14 protein-coding genes are annotated in these 15,887 nt (G+C 68.0%); 5 read left to right on the top strand and 9 right to left on the bottom strand.

What is annotated here, in order from left to right:
• The first annotated feature begins 6 nt into the window (after positions 1-6).
• Together HWX87_RS10335 and HWX87_RS10330 are read left to right on the top strand one after the other, a co-directional pair.
• Positions 7-1,665 carry a bifunctional 3-(3-hydroxy-phenyl)propionate/3-hydroxycinnamic acid hydroxylase gene (locus tag HWX87_RS10335; RefSeq protein ID WP_176047047.1) on the top strand — a complete coding sequence of 553 codons (1,659 nt, stop codon included), beginning with the start codon at positions 7-9 and terminating at the stop codon, positions 1,663-1,665.
• Between the two features lie 13 nt (positions 1,666-1,678).
• Entirely contained in the window at positions 1,679-2,755 is a 1,077-nt protein-coding gene (locus HWX87_RS10330) for an alpha/beta hydrolase (protein WP_176047046.1), read from the top strand.
• 55 nt (positions 2,756-2,810) lie between these two features.
• On the opposite strand, the gene HWX87_RS10325 is transcribed toward HWX87_RS10330, so the two are convergent.
• Positions 2,811-3,542 (bottom strand): transporter substrate-binding domain-containing protein, encoded by a 732-nt coding sequence (locus HWX87_RS10325; RefSeq protein WP_176047045.1) that lies wholly within the window; start codon positions 3,540-3,542, stop codon positions 2,811-2,813.
• A 56-nt stretch (positions 3,543-3,598) separates the two neighbouring features.
• Positions 3,599-4,759, bottom strand: a complete 1,161-nt coding sequence (locus HWX87_RS10320) for a pyridoxal phosphate-dependent aminotransferase (RefSeq protein ID WP_176047044.1) — start codon at positions 4,757-4,759, stop codon at positions 3,599-3,601.
• A gap of 167 nt (positions 4,760-4,926) precedes the next feature.
• On the opposite strand from HWX87_RS10320, the gene HWX87_RS10315 reads away from it, so the two are divergent.
• Positions 4,927-6,360 carry a PLP-dependent aminotransferase family protein gene (locus tag HWX87_RS10315; protein WP_176047043.1) on the top strand — a complete coding sequence of 478 codons (1,434 nt, stop codon included), beginning with the start codon at positions 4,927-4,929 and terminating at the stop codon, positions 6,358-6,360.
• Positions 6,361-6,393: 33 nt separating this feature from the next.
• Here HWX87_RS10315 and HWX87_RS10310 read toward each other — a convergent pair whose 3' ends face one another.
• Entirely contained in the window at positions 6,394-6,834 is a 441-nt protein-coding gene (locus HWX87_RS10310; RefSeq protein WP_176047042.1) for a nuclear transport factor 2 family protein, read from the bottom strand.
• A 41-nt stretch (positions 6,835-6,875) separates the two neighbouring features.
• Positions 6,876-8,900, bottom strand: coding sequence for an NADPH-dependent 2,4-dienoyl-CoA reductase (locus tag HWX87_RS10305; RefSeq protein WP_176047041.1), 2,025 nt, complete (start codon positions 8,898-8,900; stop codon positions 6,876-6,878).
• Positions 8,901-9,050: 150 nt separating this feature from the next.
• Here HWX87_RS10305 and HWX87_RS10300 point away from each other — a divergent pair, with 150 nt between their 5' ends.
• A complete protein-coding gene (locus tag HWX87_RS10300; RefSeq protein ID WP_176047040.1) occupies positions 9,051-9,587 on the top strand; it encodes a PadR family transcriptional regulator in 537 nt (178 codons plus the stop codon).
• 105 nt (positions 9,588-9,692) lie between these two features.
• On the opposite strand, the gene HWX87_RS10295 is transcribed toward HWX87_RS10300, so the two are convergent.
• Together HWX87_RS10295 and HWX87_RS10290 are read right to left on the bottom strand one after the other, a co-directional pair.
• Positions 9,693-10,109 carry a DoxX family protein gene (locus HWX87_RS10295; protein ID WP_176047039.1) on the bottom strand — a complete coding sequence of 139 codons (417 nt, stop codon included), beginning with the start codon at positions 10,107-10,109 and terminating at the stop codon, positions 9,693-9,695.
• Between the two features lie 49 nt (positions 10,110-10,158).
• On the bottom strand, positions 10,159-10,863 hold the full coding sequence (locus HWX87_RS10290; RefSeq protein ID WP_176047038.1) for a pirin family protein: 705 nt from the start codon (positions 10,861-10,863) through the stop codon (positions 10,159-10,161).
• 179 nt (positions 10,864-11,042) lie between these two features.
• On the opposite strand from HWX87_RS10290, the gene HWX87_RS10285 reads away from it, so the two are divergent.
• Positions 11,043-11,960, top strand: a complete 918-nt coding sequence (locus HWX87_RS10285) for a LysR substrate-binding domain-containing protein (RefSeq protein ID WP_176047037.1) — start codon at positions 11,043-11,045, stop codon at positions 11,958-11,960.
• Between the two features lie 75 nt (positions 11,961-12,035).
• Here the strand turns inward: HWX87_RS10285 and HWX87_RS10280 are convergent, their stop codons facing one another.
• The 3 genes from HWX87_RS10280 to HWX87_RS10270 all read right to left on the bottom strand — a co-directional run bounded on the left by HWX87_RS10280 (position 12,036) and on the right by HWX87_RS10270 (position 15,871).
• A complete protein-coding gene (locus tag HWX87_RS10280; RefSeq protein ID WP_176047036.1) occupies positions 12,036-13,016 on the bottom strand; it encodes an NADPH:quinone oxidoreductase family protein in 981 nt (326 codons plus the stop codon).
• Positions 13,017-13,163: 147 nt separating this feature from the next.
• On the bottom strand, positions 13,164-14,993 hold the full coding sequence (locus HWX87_RS10275; RefSeq protein ID WP_176047035.1) for an acyl-CoA dehydrogenase: 1,830 nt from the start codon (positions 14,991-14,993) through the stop codon (positions 13,164-13,166).
• 110 nt (positions 14,994-15,103) lie between these two features.
• Positions 15,104-15,871, bottom strand: a complete 768-nt coding sequence (locus HWX87_RS10270) for a class II aldolase/adducin family protein (RefSeq protein WP_176047034.1) — start codon at positions 15,869-15,871, stop codon at positions 15,104-15,106.
• Between the last annotated feature and the right edge of the window lie 16 nt (positions 15,872-15,887).

Genomic DNA, 15,887 nt, shown 5'->3' with positions numbered 1-15,887 from the left:
CCCCGCATGAATACCGAACCGAGCGAACAGGGTCACGGCACCGTCGAACAGTGCGACGTCGCGATCGTCGGCTACGGCCCGACCGGCCTCGTCGCCGCGTCGATGCTCGGCCGCGCCGGCCATCGCGTGATCGTCCTCGAACGCTGGCCGACGCCTTACGGGCTGCCGCGCCTCACGCACATCGACGGCGAAACCGCGCGCATCGTGCAGGCCAGCGCCGACGTCGATCACGCGCTGCGCAACGCGAAGGCCGTCGACACCTACCACTACTGCGACGCGAACGGCGACCTGCTGCTCGAACTGAACTGGACCGGCCGCGCGTGCGGCTATCCCGCGCACATCTCGATCTACCAGCCCGATATCGAGGATGCGATCGACGCACGCGCAAGCACGTTCCGGAACGTGACGATCCTGCGCGGCTGGGAAGTCGACACGCTGCAGCAGGACGACGACGGCGTGACGCTGGCCGCCCATCCGTGGCGCGGCGGCCAGGACGCGCAATGGACCGGCCAGCCGCGCACCATTCGCGCGCGCTACGTGATCGGCGCGGACGGCGCGAACAGCCTCGTGCGCCGCACGCTCGGCATCGAACGCTCCGACTTCGGCTACAACGAGCGCTGGCTCAATCTCGATTCGGAGAACAAGCGCGATCTCGGCGACGGCTGCGCGCGCACGACGATCTACTGCGATCCGGCGCGTGCGTACATGCACATGCCGATCGGCACGAAGCGCACGCGCTTCGAGCTGCGCGTGCTGCCGGACGAATCGACGGCTGAATGGGAAACCGAAGCGGCCGGCTGGAAGTGGCTCGAGGATCACTACGGCTACGGCCCCGACGACCTGAAGCTGCTGCGTCACGTCGTCTACACGTTCGAGACGCGCATGGCCGAGCGCTGGCGCACCGGCCGCGTGCTGCTCGCGGGCGATGCCGCGCACACGATGATGCCGTACATGGGGCAAGGCGCGTGCTCCGGCATGCGCGACGGCATCAACCTCGCGTGGAAGCTCGATCTCGTACTGACCGGGCGCGCGTCCGCCGACCTGCTCGACACCTACGAAGCCGAGCGTCGCCCGCACGTGACCGCGATCACGCAGATGTCGCTGTTTCTCGGGCAAGTCGTCAACGAGGACGATCCGCGCAAGGTCGCCGAGCGCGACGCGGCGTTCCGCTCCGGCAACATGCCGCCGATGCCGCCGTTCCCGAAGCTCGGCCACGGTATCGTGCATGCCGATGCCGACGGGACGCTGCTGCCGACGACGGGCGCGCCGGCACCGCAAGGCCGCGCACGTCGCGGCGCGGCCGAAGGCCGCTTCGACGACGTGGTCGGCCAGGGCTTCCAGCTCGTCACGCGCGAGCACCCTGCCCGCCATCTCGACGATGCGCAACGCGCGTTCCTCGCGCAACTCGGCTGTCACGTGGCCGTGCTGGCCGACGACGTGTGCGCGCCGGATGCGGTGGTCGATCTCGATGGCGACCAGCACGCGTTCATGCATGCGCATGGCATCGCGGCGTACATCAAGCGGCCCGATTTCATCGTATTCGGTTCGGTGGCCGACCTGCGCGACCTCGGCGCGCTCGTCGATGCGCTGCGCGACAAGCTGCATTGGTCCGCCGTTTCGAGCGAGCTGTCCACGGCTTCGGCGGCCGTCACCCACGCATCGTGAAGGAGGCTGACGCATGACGACCGAACTGTCACCGTTCGCGCTGTCGCTGCAACGCGCGATGCCCGTCACGCGCCTGCTCGATTGCGGGATGGACTACGCGGACGCAACCACGCTGCACGGCCGCACGTCCGCGGGCGAACCGTGGGACGTCGCGGCCGAAGCGCTGGCCGACGCGCAGCTCGCGCGCGCCGCGCAGGCGGCGGATGCCGGCCACCTCGTCACGGCCGCCGACGCGCAGGCGATGGCTATTGCGAATCTTCTGTTTGCGCAGATGGCGTTCAACCACGACGTGCCGCGCAAGCGCGCGCTCTATGCGCGGCTCGTCGACGCGTCGCATGGCCTCGCGCGCTGGTCCGACAAGCGCATCGAGCGCGTCGAAGTGCCGTTCGACGATGCGCGCCTGATCGGCTGGCTGGTCCGCCCACCGGTGGAGCAGCTGCGCGGCACCGTGATCGTGTTCGGCGGCCAGAGCGGCTGGGGCTTCGCGTACTGGCCGATCGCACGCGCGCTCGCGGCACGCGGCGTCGCGACGCTGCTCGCCGAGGGGCCGGGCCAGGGCGAGACGCGGCTCGAACAGCGGATCTTCGTCGACGTCGACATGCGCGCCGCGTACCGGCGCTTCGTCGACCATGTCGCCGATCGCGTGCCCGGGCCGATCGGTATCTGGGGGAACAGCATCGGCGGGTTGTGGGCGGCTTCGACCGCCGCCAGCGACCCGCGGATCGCGGCCTGTTGCGTGAACGGCGCACTCGCGGCGCCGACGCTGCTGCCGTTCCGCACGTTCGTCGAACAGGCCGCGGCGATGCTCGGCAACGACGATCCCGATGCGGTCGCCGCGAACTTCGCGCGCATGAGCTTCTCGTCCGGGCGCGAGCGCATCGCGTGCCCGCTGCTGGTGCTGCACGGCGGAGCAGATCCGCTGATCCGGCTCGACGACCAGCAGCCGTTTCTCGATGCGGCGACGTCTGGCGATGCGACGCTCAAGGTCTGGCCGGACGGCGAACACACGATCTACAACCACGCGTCCGAGCGCACCGCGCTCGTGTGCGACTGGTTCGTCGAGCGGCTGGCGCGGGCGGCGGCTGCGTGACCACGCGTGCGGTGCCGGCCGTGCTGACGGTCGACACCGCGCGCGGCATCAGGCATTACGACGTCGCGCCGCCACGCTCCACCACGCCGTCGATTTCTGCGCGCGTGAAGCCGTACTTCGCCATCCGCTCACGATGATCGGCCGAGCCGAGATACGCGCGCAATTGCGCATTCACGGCCTGCACGAGGGCATCGTTGGCCTGGCTGAACGAAAAGCCGCCAACCGGCACGGCCGACCCCACGCCACGCTCGTGCGCAACGGCCTCCAGCCGCTCGTCCGTGCCGGCGAGCGCACGGTTCCCGATCGTGGTGCCCGCAAACGCGTCGACCTGCCCCGCGAGCAATGCAGCCACTGCGTCCGGCTGATCCTTGAAGATGACGATCTGGCCGCCGCTCACGCCGGCCGCCTTCGCCGAATCGATCTGCACCTGGCCGGTCACGCACCCGAGCCGCGCATCGCCGCGTGCCGCGACGTCCGCATAACTCGTCAGCTGCTTCGGATTGCCGGCCCGCAACACGAAGCCGTCGCCGATCGCCCACACCGGAACGCTGAACGCCACGTGCCGCGCGCGTTCGGCCGTCACGAAGATCGGCACGTTCATGTCCCAGCGCCCGGCCTGCACGCCAGGCAGCAGCGCATCGAACGACGTCGGGTGATATTCGATTTCCGTCACGCCGATCGCGCGCAACACCACCTCGGCCAGATCGATATCCGCGCCGGTCACGGTGCCGTCCTCTGCCGTCCAGTAGAACGGCGGTTCCTCGATGTACGCAATCCTTACCTTCATGGTGTCACTCCTGAGGTTCAATGATGTTCGCCGCGCCCGGACGCCGGGCGCCCGGTTCATGCAACCGCTGCATCCATCGCCTGCGACAGCGCCGTCAATGCGGGCGGCAGGCGCTCCAGCGGAAGATAGCCGAACCCGAGCCTGAACACGCGGCTGCTTTCGCCGAACCAGGTGCCCGCCGCGAGTTGCACGTCGTGATCCGGCAAGCGCTGCCAGAAGCGCGACACGGCATGCTCGTCGAACGCATCCTGACGCAGCCGCACGCAGCACAATGCACCCGCATCGGGCCGCACCCACTCGACCCGCGCGCGTTCACGTTCGCACCAGCCCGACACGATATCGAGCGCGCCCGCCAGCAGCCGGCGCCGGGGCGCGAGCACGTGCTCGCGGTGGCGCAGCACGGTCGCGGCCAGCGTTTCGTCGAGCACCGAACCCGAGATCACCGTATTCAGCTTCGCGACGAGCAGGCGCGCCCGCAACCCCGCGTCGGGCACCGTGAGCCAGCCGGTCCGCAGACCGGGCGCACCCAGCGCCTTCGACACCGACGATCCCGTGACGATGCGCGGATCGACCGCCGCGAAACTGGCCGCCACGGCTGCATCGCCATAGGTCGCTTCGCGATAGGTCTCGTCGATGAACAGTATCGCGTCCGGGCACCGTTGCGCCATCAACGCGAGCAACGCGTCGATCTCCGCGCGCGAGGCCTGCACGCCGCCGGGATTCTGCGGGGACGCGATGCTGACCAGCCGCGTCTTCGACGACAGGCTCGCATCGAATTGCGCGAGGTCCAGCCGATAGCCGTGCTCGAACGACAGCCGCACTTCCCGCACGGTCGCGCCAGCGCCGACCAGGGAGTCGCGACTCGGCGGAAAGCACGGCGTCGCAAGCACGGCCTCGTCGCCGGGCCGGCACACTTCGTAGGCGAGCAGGAACAACCCGAGCGCGGTGCCTTGCGTCGTCACGATCTGCTCGGCACGCACATTGCAGGCATCCGCGATCGCGTCGCGCAGCACGGCAGCGCCCGCCGACTGGCTGTAACCGAGCTTCAGGTTGCGGACCGCGTCGACGCCGGCCAGATCCAGCAGTTCGCCGACCGTCAGGTCTTGCGACGTGCTCTCCGCCAGGTTGAAGGTACGGTTCACGTCAAGCAGCGAGATGATTTCGTTGTACGGAAATCGTCCGCGCCACTCGCCGGAATGCGCTTGTGTCGTCTGCATGTGCAAGCCTCGCATTGGCCGATCGATGGATCGAAACACCGCCATCGTAGCGCCCACACAAAAACCATAACAGCCACAATTTTCCGCCACTCCGACCAACACAATTATGCGTGGCGGGATCTCGTCGAACGGTCGATAATCGGGCACTCCCCCGCCGCTGGTGCTACATGGAAACGCAGACGTCATTCCGCTACAGGCAGCTGGCCGACCTCATCGTCGGCATGATCGAGAACGGTACGCTCGCGCCCGGCACCCGGCTGCCGTCCGTGCGCACCGTCAGCGAACAGCAGCGCATCAGCGTCTCCACCGCGCTGCAGGCATACCGCCTGCTCGAAGATCGCGGCGTGCTCGAATCGCGCCCGCAGTCGGGCTTCTATGTCACGGCCGCACGCGGCGGCACGCTGGCATTGCCGACAGCATCGCGCTCGCGCGCAAAGGCCTCGACGGTGTCGATCAGCGGCGCGGTCGCCGCGATGCTCGAACATGCGGCCAATTCGGCACTCGTGCCGCTCGGGTGTGCGGTGCCCGATCCGGCGCTGCTGCAATCGAAGCGGCTCGACCTCGCCCTCGCCCGTGCGGCGCGCCAGCACGGCATGCGCTACAACGTCTATTGCGCCCCCTACGGCGAGCCGGCGCTGCGCCGCGAAATCGCGCGACGCGCCATGCGCTTCGGCCATCCGCTGTCGGCCGACGACATCCTCGTCACCAATGGCTGCACCGAGGCGTTGACGCTCGCGCTGAATGCCGTGGCAACGCGCGGCGACACGATTGCGGTGGAATCGCCGACCTACTTCGGTCTGCTTCACACGCTGGAGGCACTGGGACTGAAGGCGCTGGAATTGCCGACCGACCCGCTGCGCGGCGTCGACGTCGGCCAGCTCGCGCAGCGGCTCGAATCGGAATCGATCGCCGCCTGCGTGCTGTCGTCGAGCTTCGGCAACCCGCTCGGCTCCGCGATGACCGAGGACGACAAACGGGCGCTGCTTGCGCTGCTCGCGCGCCATCGGGTGCCGCTGATCGAAGACGACGTCTACGGCGACATCCACTTCGGGCGAGACCGGCCGAGGCCGTTCAGCGCGCTCGACAGCAGCGCCGATACGATCTACTGCAGCTCGTTCTCGAAGAGCCTCGCCCCCGGATACCGGATCGGCTGGATCGCGGCGGGCGCCCGCACCCAGCAGGTGATGGAACGCAAGCTTGCGCTCAGCCTGTGCGGCCCCGTGTTGCTGCAGGTCGCGCTGGCCGATTTCCTCGCAAGCGGCGCATACGATACGCATCTGCGCCGCATCCGCCGCGTGTTCGAGGCAAACCTGGCGCGGATGACGCGCACGATCGAGGCGAGCTTTCCGGCCGACACGAAAGTGAGCCGGCCCGCCGGCGGTTTCGTGCTCTGGCTCGAACTGCCGAAGCGATTCGATTCACGCGCGCTGTTCGACGCCGCCCTCGAACAGGGTGTCTGCTTCGCGCCGGGCGACATCTTCTCAGCCAGCCGGCGCTTTCGCCATTGCCTGCGCCTGAGCGCGGGACATGTCTGGAACGCACACATCGAGGACGGTGTCCGGCGCCTCGGCCGGCTCGCGCGGGCACAACTCGCGCGCTGAGCGCGCGGCGCCTGCCGCCGGCGATCGCCCGGCTCAGCCGCCAACCTTGAACGCCGGCAACTGCTGCCCGAGCCGCGCGCCCATTTCCGCGCCGAGCGCCTGCAGCGCATTGAACGGCCGGATCATGACTTCGAATTCCACGATCCGCCCTTCGTCGTCGAAGCGGATCATGTCGATCCCCTTCAGCGCCTTGTCGCCGACGCTCGCGCTGAATTCCAGCACCACGCTCAGGCCGTCGTCGGTGACGAACTGGCGGTGATAGGTGAAGTTCTCGAGGATCGTGATCACCGTGCGCAGCGCCATCAACAGCGCAGGCGCCGGCCCGTAGGGCTTGAACGCCATCGGCGAACGGAATACCGCATCCGGGTGAACGATCGAATCGAGCGCGCCGAAATCCTTGTTGTCGATCATCACGTGCCACGCGGCGAGCGATTTCGCGACGGCGGGATGTGCATGCAGCGGTGAGTGTGTCATCGAAGTCTCCTGTATCGTCGGACCGAAAAAACGAGCCGCCCTCAAAGCGTCGCGGCCAGCGTCGTGCCCTGGTGAATCGCGCGCTTCGCATCGAGTTCGGCGGCCTCGCATGCGCCGCCGATCAGGTGCACGCGGCATCCGGCGGCCTGCAGTTGCTCCGCCAGGTCGCGCGACGGTTCCTGCCCAGCGCAAATCACCACGTTGTCCACCGGCAGCGTCTGTTCGACGCCGTCGATCGTCACGTGCAATCCTTCGTCGTCGATGCGCCGGTACGTCACCGCCGACGACATTCCGACACCGCGCGCCTTCAGCGCCGTGCGGTGGATCCATCCGGTGGTCTTGCCGAGCCCGTCACCGATCTTCGACGCCTTGCGCTGCAGCAGATGCACCTGCCGTGCGGCCGGCTCCGGTTGCGCGCGGCCCAGGCCGCCCGCATTCGCATACGATCGATCGACGCCCCATTCGGTGAAGAACCGGTCCGCGTCGACCCGCTCACCGCCATCGCGATGCACGAGATATTCCGCGACATCGAAACCGATGCCGCCGGCGCCGACGATCGCGACGCTGCGGCCCACCGCCTTGTCGTCGCGCAGCACGTCGAGATAGCCGAGCGTCTTCGGATGCCCGACGCCGTCGATCGGCGGCGTGCGCGGCACGATGCCCGTCGCGATCACCACCTCGTCGAATTCGCCCTGCAGCAGCATCTCGGCGCTCGCACGCGTGTTGACGTGCAGCGTCACGCCGCGCAGTGCGATCTGCCGGCGGAAGTAGCGCAGCGTTTCGTTGAACTCTTCCTTGCCGGGCACCTTCTTCGCGATGTTGAACTGGCCGCCGATCTCGGCGCCGGCTTCGTACAGCGTCACCGCGTGACCGCGTTCGGCTGCCGTAACCGCGAAGCCGAGGCCCGCCGGACCGGCGCCGACCACCGCGATGCGCTTGCGCTGCTGCGCGGGGCGGATCACGAGTTCGGTTTCATGGCAGGCGCGCGGATTCACGAGACAGGACGTGATCCTGCCGCTGAACGTATGGTCGAGGCACGCCTGGTTGCAGCCGATGCACGTGTTGATTTCGTCCGCGCGCCCTTCCCGCGCCTTGCGGACGAACTCGGCATCGGCGAGGAACGGCCGCGCCATCGACACCATGTCGCAATAGCCGTCGGCGAGCAGTTGCTCGGCGACTTCCGGCGTGTTGATCCGGTTGGTCGCCACAAGCGGGATGCCGACCTTGCCCATCAATTGCCGCGTGACCCATGCATACGCGGCGCGCGGCACCTTGGTCGCGATGGTCGGAATGCGCGCCTCGTGCCAGCCGATGCCCGTATTGAGGATCGTCGCACCGGCCGCCTCGATCGCCTGCGCGAGCCGGATCACCTCGTCGAGCGTCGACCCGCCTTCGACGAGATCGAGCATCGACAGCCGGTAGATGACGATGAAGTTCGTGCCCACCCGCTCGCGCACGCGACGCACGATGTCGACCGCGAAACGGATGCGGTTCTCGTAGGCGCCGCCCCACGCGTCGTCGCGATGGTTCGTGCGCGCGGCAATGAATTCGTTGATCAGGTAGCCTTCGGACCCCATGATCTCGACGCCGTCGTAGCCCGCATGCTGCGCAAGCGCCGCGCATCGCACGAAGTCGGCGATCGTCTCGTCGACTTCGTCGCTGCTCAACGCATGCGGCGTGAACGGGTTGATCGGCGCCTTCAGTGCGCTGGGCGCGGCCAGCGCCGGGTGATACGCGTAGCGCCCGAAATGCAGGATCTGCAGCGCGATCTTGCCGCCCTCCGCATGCACCGCACGCGTCACGACACGATGGCGTTCGGCTTCCGCCTCGGTCGTCAGCATCGCGCCGCCCGGCGCCGGACGGCCGCGCTCGTTCGGCGCGAATCCCCCCGTGACGATCAGGCCGGCCTCGCCTCGCGCGCGCTCCGCATAGAACGCCGCCATCCGCTCGAAGCCGTGCGGCGCTTCCTCGAGACCGACGTGCATCGACCCCATCAGTACGCGGTTCCTGAGCGACGTGAAGCCCAGCTCGAGCGGGGTCGTCAAATGCGGATAACGGGGTGTCATCGGGGGTCTCCATTTTTATGCAACAAGTTGCACAGATGGTAGTTCACCGCCTTCGTTTATGCAACATGTTGCATAAACGTGATCCTCGGCTTGTACTGTGGCCCCGATATGGCAAGATGCGGTTCATTCCGCAGCCTCCTCCGATCCGACATGTCCCTGCCTCACGCACTCCTCACCGCGCTCGCCGAACGCCCCGGTTCGGGGTCCGAGCTCGCCGACCGCTTCGATCGCTCGATCGGCTATTTCTGGCAGGCGACGCACCAGCAGATCTATCGCGAACTGGGGCGCATCGAGGAAGCTGGCTGGATCGAATCGTTGCCCGCCGAATCGGGGCGCGGCCGCAAGCGCGCGTACCGGATCCTGCCGGCCGGTAAAAAAGAGTTGCGCCGCTGGATCGCCGAACAGGAAGATCCGACGCCGCTGCGCGAAGCGTTGATGGTGCGCCTGCGCGCGGAAGCGGTGCTCGGCCCGGCCGGGCTCGAGGAGGAAATCAGGCGGCGCATCGCGCTTCACCAGGAAAAGCTCGACCTGTACCTGCAGATCGAGGCGCGCGATTTTTCGGCGCCTGACGATTCACGTACGAAGCGCCTGCAGCATCTGGTGCTGCAGGCCGGCATCGCGAACGAGCGGTTCTGGGTCGAGTTTTCGCAGGATGCGCTCGACACGCTGCGCCTGCCGAAGGATTGAACCGGGTTCGTGCCTGCTGCGCGGGGCCGCCGACGTGCGACCGGACAGCGCGTTCGCGCTGCGCGCGATCGGTGCGCGTCGATGACGCGCACCGGCCGGCCCGGCTCACACCGCCGGGGCGATACGCAGCGCGGTGCGTGCGTTCCGCGCATCGAGGCTGAATGCGCCCGCGCCGAAGTACGCGATCTGCAGCAGGCCGCCGGCCATCATCACGTTCTTCAGGAAGTGAATCATCTGGTTCTGGTCGGCAAAGTTGTGGTGGAAGAACACGGCAGTCACGAGGCTGAACAGCGCCATCGCCAGCGCGACGGGGCGTGCCCGGTAACCCGACATCAGCAGCAACCCGCCGCCCGCCTCGACGAGCACCGCGACGATGAAGGCGAGCGATGGCGCCGGCAGGCCGACGGATGCGATGTAGCCGACGGTGGTCGCGTGCGCGGCCAGCTTGCTCAAGCCGCTCATCAGAAACGGCGCGCCGATCAGAATGCGGCCAAGAAGCGGAAGATACTTGTAACGATCCATGATGTACTCCTGAAATGAAATGATTCGGTGGACTGAAAAATAAAGGCATTCAGCCGGCGTCCACCATCACCAGCTCGGAATCTTCAACCGCGACGATGTCGAGCGCGGCTTCGTTCGTGATCGCGACGCCGTCGAGCGGCCCCACGCGTTCTCCGTTCACTTCGATGCGCCCCGAAGCCGCGACGAGATAGGCGCGGCGCGTGGCACCCAGTGCCTGCCTGACCTGCTCGCCCGCCTTCAGCGTGGCGCCGAGCACGCGCGCATCGGCACGGATCGGCAGCGCGCCGTCGTCGTCGTCGTCGGCATGGCCACTCGCCAGCACGACGAAACGCCCGGACCGCTCGCCCTTCGGAAACTGCTTCGTGCCCCACCCGGGCGCGCCGCCATTTGCGCGGGGCAGCAACCAGATCTGGTAGAGCTTGAGCGGCATGTCGCCGCGGTTGAACTCCGCATGCCGGATGCCCGTGCCTGCGCTCATGACCTGCACGTCGCCCGCGTCGATCGTGCCTTCCGACCCGAGCGTGTCGCGGTGGCCGAGCACGCCCTGCCGCACGTACGTGATGATCTCCACGTCGCGGTGCCCGTGCATCGGGAACCCGCTGCCGACGGCAATCTCGTCGTCGTTCCAGACGATCAGCGGGCCCAGCGGCCCATGCTCGGGCGTGCCGTCGGCCGTCACCGCAAAGTGGTACTTCGCGCGCAGCCAGCCGTGATTTGCGTTGTCCAGCGAGGTCCAGCGCCGATGCGTCAACATGTCCGCCTCCTTTTCCTGCGGCCCGAACGACGGGCGGTTGCCTGGCGGTGCCTTGCGGGTTTCTGCACGGCACCGAACATGGGATGAATGCTAATTTCGCAAAGATCGATCGCATATCTCCTGAACGGCAACGTATCATTGCTCCCAGTAGAACGATCTAGCCGAACGGAGCCGCCGCCATGAACCCCATCGCCGACCTGAACGATCTCCGGCTGTTCGCGGAAGTGGTTGAACACGGCAGCTTCACGGCCGCCGCCCGCAGCCTCGGCGTGCAAACGTCGAAGCTCAGCCGGCGCATCCGCGCGCTCGAGGAGGAACTCGGCGTGCGGCTGCTCAATCGCACGAGCCGCAGCCTGTCGCTGACGGAAACCGGGCGGCAGTTCCATCAGCATTGCGTCGCGCTGGTCGCCGAATCCCAAGCCGCGAAGGACATCGTCGACCGCACGCGCACCCAGCCGCAGGGCACCGTGCGCATCAGTTGCCCGGTCGGTTTGCTGAGTTCGGGTGTCGCCGCGATCGTCGCGCGCTATATCGAGCACAATCCGCAGGTTCAGGTGCGGCTCGATGCGACCAACCGGCGGGTCGACGTGGTCGAGGAAGGGCTGGATTTCGCGATCCGTGTGCGGGTGCCGCCGCTGGAGAACACCGATCTTGCGGTTCGGCAGCTCGGGCTGTCGTACCGGATTCTCGTGGCGAGCCCGGCGCTGGCCGCCCGCTTTCCGGCGCCCGGGTCGATCGACAGCCTGAAGGACTGGCCGACGGTGTCGACGGCCAGCAACGGCGACCGGTTCGTGTGGAACCTGACGGACGCCGACGGGCGCGCCATCTCGTTCTCACATCGACCGCGACTGGCGACCGACGATCTGGCAAGCCTGCGGCTTGCCGCGCTCGACGGAATCGGCGTGGCCGAATTGCCGCGAGATCTGGTCAGCGCCGACCTGCAGGCCGGCCGGCTGCTCCACCTGCTGCCCGCGCTGTCGGCACCGACGGCGCTCGTTCACGCGATCTTCCCGACGCGGCGCGGGATGGTGCCCGCGGTGCGCCATCTGCTCGACGCGCTCGTTGCGGGCTTCGAGGAGCTGAACCGCGTCGCATAGCGGCCGCTGGCGCGCCGTGCAAGCGTCGCAACGGCACACGCGGCACGCATCGCGCCGCCGTGCGCCGGGCGGCGATCACGCGCCCGGCAGGATCACCACCTTGCCCATTACCTGCCGGTTCGCCATCCGCGCGATCGCATCGGCCGCGCCGGCCAGCGACACGCGCTCGGTGATCGCCGGTCGCACCTTGCCGGCCGCGAACCATTCGGCGAGCAGCCGCATGTTCGCGACATGCTGCGCCGGGTCGCGGCGCACCGCATCGCCCCAGAACACGCCGAGGATGTCGCGCTCCTTGAGCAGCGCGAGGTTCAGCGCGATCTTCGGAATCTCGCCGGCCGCGAACCCGACGACGAGGAACCGGCCGCGCCACGCGGTCGCACGCAGCGCCGCCTCGGTGTATGCGCCGCCCACCGGATCGTAGACGACGTCGGCACCGCGCCCGCCGGTCAGTTCGTCCACGCGGCGGCGCAGGTCTTCGGTCGCATAGTCGATCGTCTCGTCCGCACCGGCTTCACGACACAGCGCGAGCTTGTCCGCGCTCGACGCCGCGGCAATCACGCGCGCGCCGAGCGCCTTCGCGATCTCGATCGCGGCGATCCCGACCCCGCCCGCCGCACCCAGCACGAGCAGCGTCTCGCCCGCCTGCAATCGCGCGCGCTGCTGCAACGCGTGCAGCGACGTACCGTAGGCGAGCACGAGCGCCGCGCCCTGCTCGAACGACATCCCCGGCGGCAGCGCGGCGATCTGGTGCACGTCGGCCACGCACTGCTCCGCGAACCCGCCGTGCCCGGTGAACGCGACCACGGCATCGCCCGGCCGCCAGGCGGTCACGCCCTCACCGACCGCGTCGATCACGCCGGCGAACTCGGCGCCCGGCGAGAACGGCAGCGCCGGCTTCACCTGATACAACCCCTGGACGATCAGCGCGTCGGGAAAATTGAGCGACGCCGCCTTCACCTGGATCCGCACCTGGCCGGCAGCCGGTTCGGGAATCGCGACGTCCTCGATACGCAAACTGTCGATCGGGCCGAATGCGGTACACAACAGGGCTTTCATGCGTTTCTCTCTCCTTGCACGGCGCGGCCGCGCATCGGTTCGGCCGGCGGGAGGCCCCCGCCCGGCAGGTTCACGACGAGTACGCGATGCCGGCAGAGCCGGCACCCGCGATATCGTCTGCATTCCGGAATGTCGGTGACATAACGTTCAGAACCACGCATCCTGCATGTCGAGCGTCGTCGTGTCGACGCTCGACAGCAGGTCGAGCTGCGCATCCACCTTCGGCAGCTCCCAGTGGTAAAAATACCGGGCCGCCGCACGCTTGCCGTCGTGGAAATCGCCGCCGCGCCCGTGCGCCGCAAGCGTCACGTCGAGCCACAGCCATGCGACGACGAGATGGCCGAACGCTTCGAGATAGACGCTCGCGTTCGCCAGCCGCGTCTGCGGATCGCCGATCGCGCTCAGCTGCTGCGTGACGTCGCACAGTCGTGCCCAGCGCCCTGCCAGCGCATCGGCCTGGTCGCGGGTGCCGGGATCCAGCGCCCGCGCCCGTTCGACCGTCGCGCCGATCCGTGCGTCGAGCGCACGCAGCAGCGCACCGTCGTCCTGCACGGCCTTGCGGCCCAGCAGGTCGAGCGCCTGGATTCCGTGCGTGCCTTCGTGAATCGGATTCAACCGGTTGTCGCGGTAGAGCCGCTCGACCGCGTAGTCGCGCGTGTAGCCGTAGCCGCCGTGCACCTGGATCGCGAGGTCGTTCGCGGCGAGACACCACTGCGACGGCCAGCTTTTCGCAATCGGCGTGAGGATGTCGAGCAGGCGCGTGGCATGCGCGCGCGCCGCTTCATCGTCATGCGCGCGGGCTTCGTCGACCAGCTTCGCGCAGTACAGGATCAGCGCGAGACCGCCTTCGACATAGGCCTTCTGCGCGAGCAGCATGCGCCGCACGTCCGGATGTTCGACGATCGGCGCCTGCGGCGCGGCCGCATCCTTGCCGGCCGGCCCGAGCGGACGCCCCTGCGGCCGGTTGCGCGCATAGTCGAGCGCGTGCAGATAACCGGTATAGCCGAGCGCCACCGCGCCCGCGCCGACCCCGATGCGCGCCTCGTTCATCATGTGGAACATGTATGCGAGGCCGTGGTTCGGCTTGCCGATCAGATAGCCGATCGCGCCCGCGCGCCCGTCGGGACGATAGCGCGTGCCTTCGCCGAAGTTCAGCAGGCAGTTGGTGGTGCCGCGATAGCCCATCTTGTGGTTCAGCCCCGCGAGCACCACGTCGTTGTGCTCGCCCCGCGCGGCGCCGCCGGCGCCCGGCAGGTACTTGGGCACGATGAACAGCGAAATGCCGCGCGTGCCGGACTGCAGCCGGCCGTGTTCGTCGGGAATCTTCGCGAGCACGAGGTGGACGATGTTCTCCGCCAGCTCGTGTTCGCCGCCGGAAATCCACATCTTGTTGCCGGTCAGCCGGTAGCGCGGGCCGAGCGGCGAGTCGCCCTCGAAATCGGCGCGCGTCGCGATGTCGGACAGCGACGAGCCGGCTTGCGGCTCGGACAGACACATCGTGCCGAGGAAGCGCCCTTCCAGTTCCGGGCGCGCGAACGCGTCGATCTGCGCGGGGCTGCCGTGCGCGACGAGCAGGTTCGCGTTGGCGACGGTCAGGAACGGATAGGCGGCCGTTGCGATGTTCGCGGCCTGGAAGAACAGGAACGACGCGGCTTCGACCAGTTTCGGCAACCGCATGCCACCGAGCGCTTCGTCATGGCCCGCGGCGATCAGCCCGGCATCCGCGAACGCGCGCACGGCCGGTTCGACTTCAGGAATCAGCGTCACGCGCTCGCCGTCGAAATGCGGCTCCTCGCGATCGCCGCGCGCCGCATGCGGCGCGAACAGATCCTCGGCAATCCGCTCGCTGGTGTCGAGCACCGCATCGAAGGTCTCGCGACTGTGCTCCGCGAAGCGCGGCAGCGCGACGAGCGCTTCGGCGTCGAGCCAGTCATACAGCAGGAACGCGAGATCGCGTCGCGACATCAACAGGCTCATCGTGCTGCCTCCCGGGGTGCCGGCTTTGTCAGCCGAATGAAGGGTTTCATGACCGCAAGTGCTGGCGGCAAATTTAGCACGACCGTTCGCAAACGACAACGACGAGCGGGTTAGTCCGCGTACCCCGGATTGCGTCGATCGAGCCGGCGCAGCAGGCCGGGCCAGACGAGCGCCCCGGCCCCCATTCCGCGCGTGACCGCGGCGATCTGCTGCCTGATGCCGTCGAGAATCGGTTGCGCGATCGGCAGCAGCGCCGAGCCGCCGGCCTGCGCGCGGACCTGGATCATGCAGGCTGCCTCGAAGAAGTACATCGCGACGAACGCGTCGGCCGGCGTCGCGCCGACCGTCAACAATCCGTGATTGCGCAGCATCAGGTTCGTGTTGCCGCCGAGGTCGCGCACGAGGCGCGCCTTCTCGCCCTCGTTGAGCGCGATGCCTTCGTAGTCGTGATACCCGAGCGACGCCAGCACACCGAGCGACTGTTGCGACAGCGGCAACAAGCCGGCTTCCTGCGCCGACACGGCGACGCCGTTGATCGAATGCGTATGCATCACGCACCGCGCGTCGTCGCGGGCCGCATGCACCGCGCTGTGAATCGTGAAGCCGGCCGGGTTGATCTCGTATGGCGATTCGGACACCTTGCGACCGTCGAGATCGATCTTGACCAGCGACGACGCCGTGATCTCGTCGAACATCATCCCGTACGGATTGATCAGGAAATGGTGTTCCGGGCCGGGCACGCGCGCCGAAATATGGGTGAACACGAGATCGTCCCAGCCGAACAGCGCGGTCAGGCGATAGGCCGCCGCCAGGTTGACTCGCGCATCCCATTCGGCGGGAGAAACCGCCTGCTGCACACTGATATCGGATGAGGCCACGTCACACTCCTTGTCG

Source organism: Burkholderia sp. BCC1644, assembly GCF_902833225.1.
Classification (GTDB): domain Bacteria; phylum Pseudomonadota; class Gammaproteobacteria; order Burkholderiales; family Burkholderiaceae; genus Burkholderia.
This window is presented reverse-complemented; position numbering and strand designations above follow the sequence as displayed.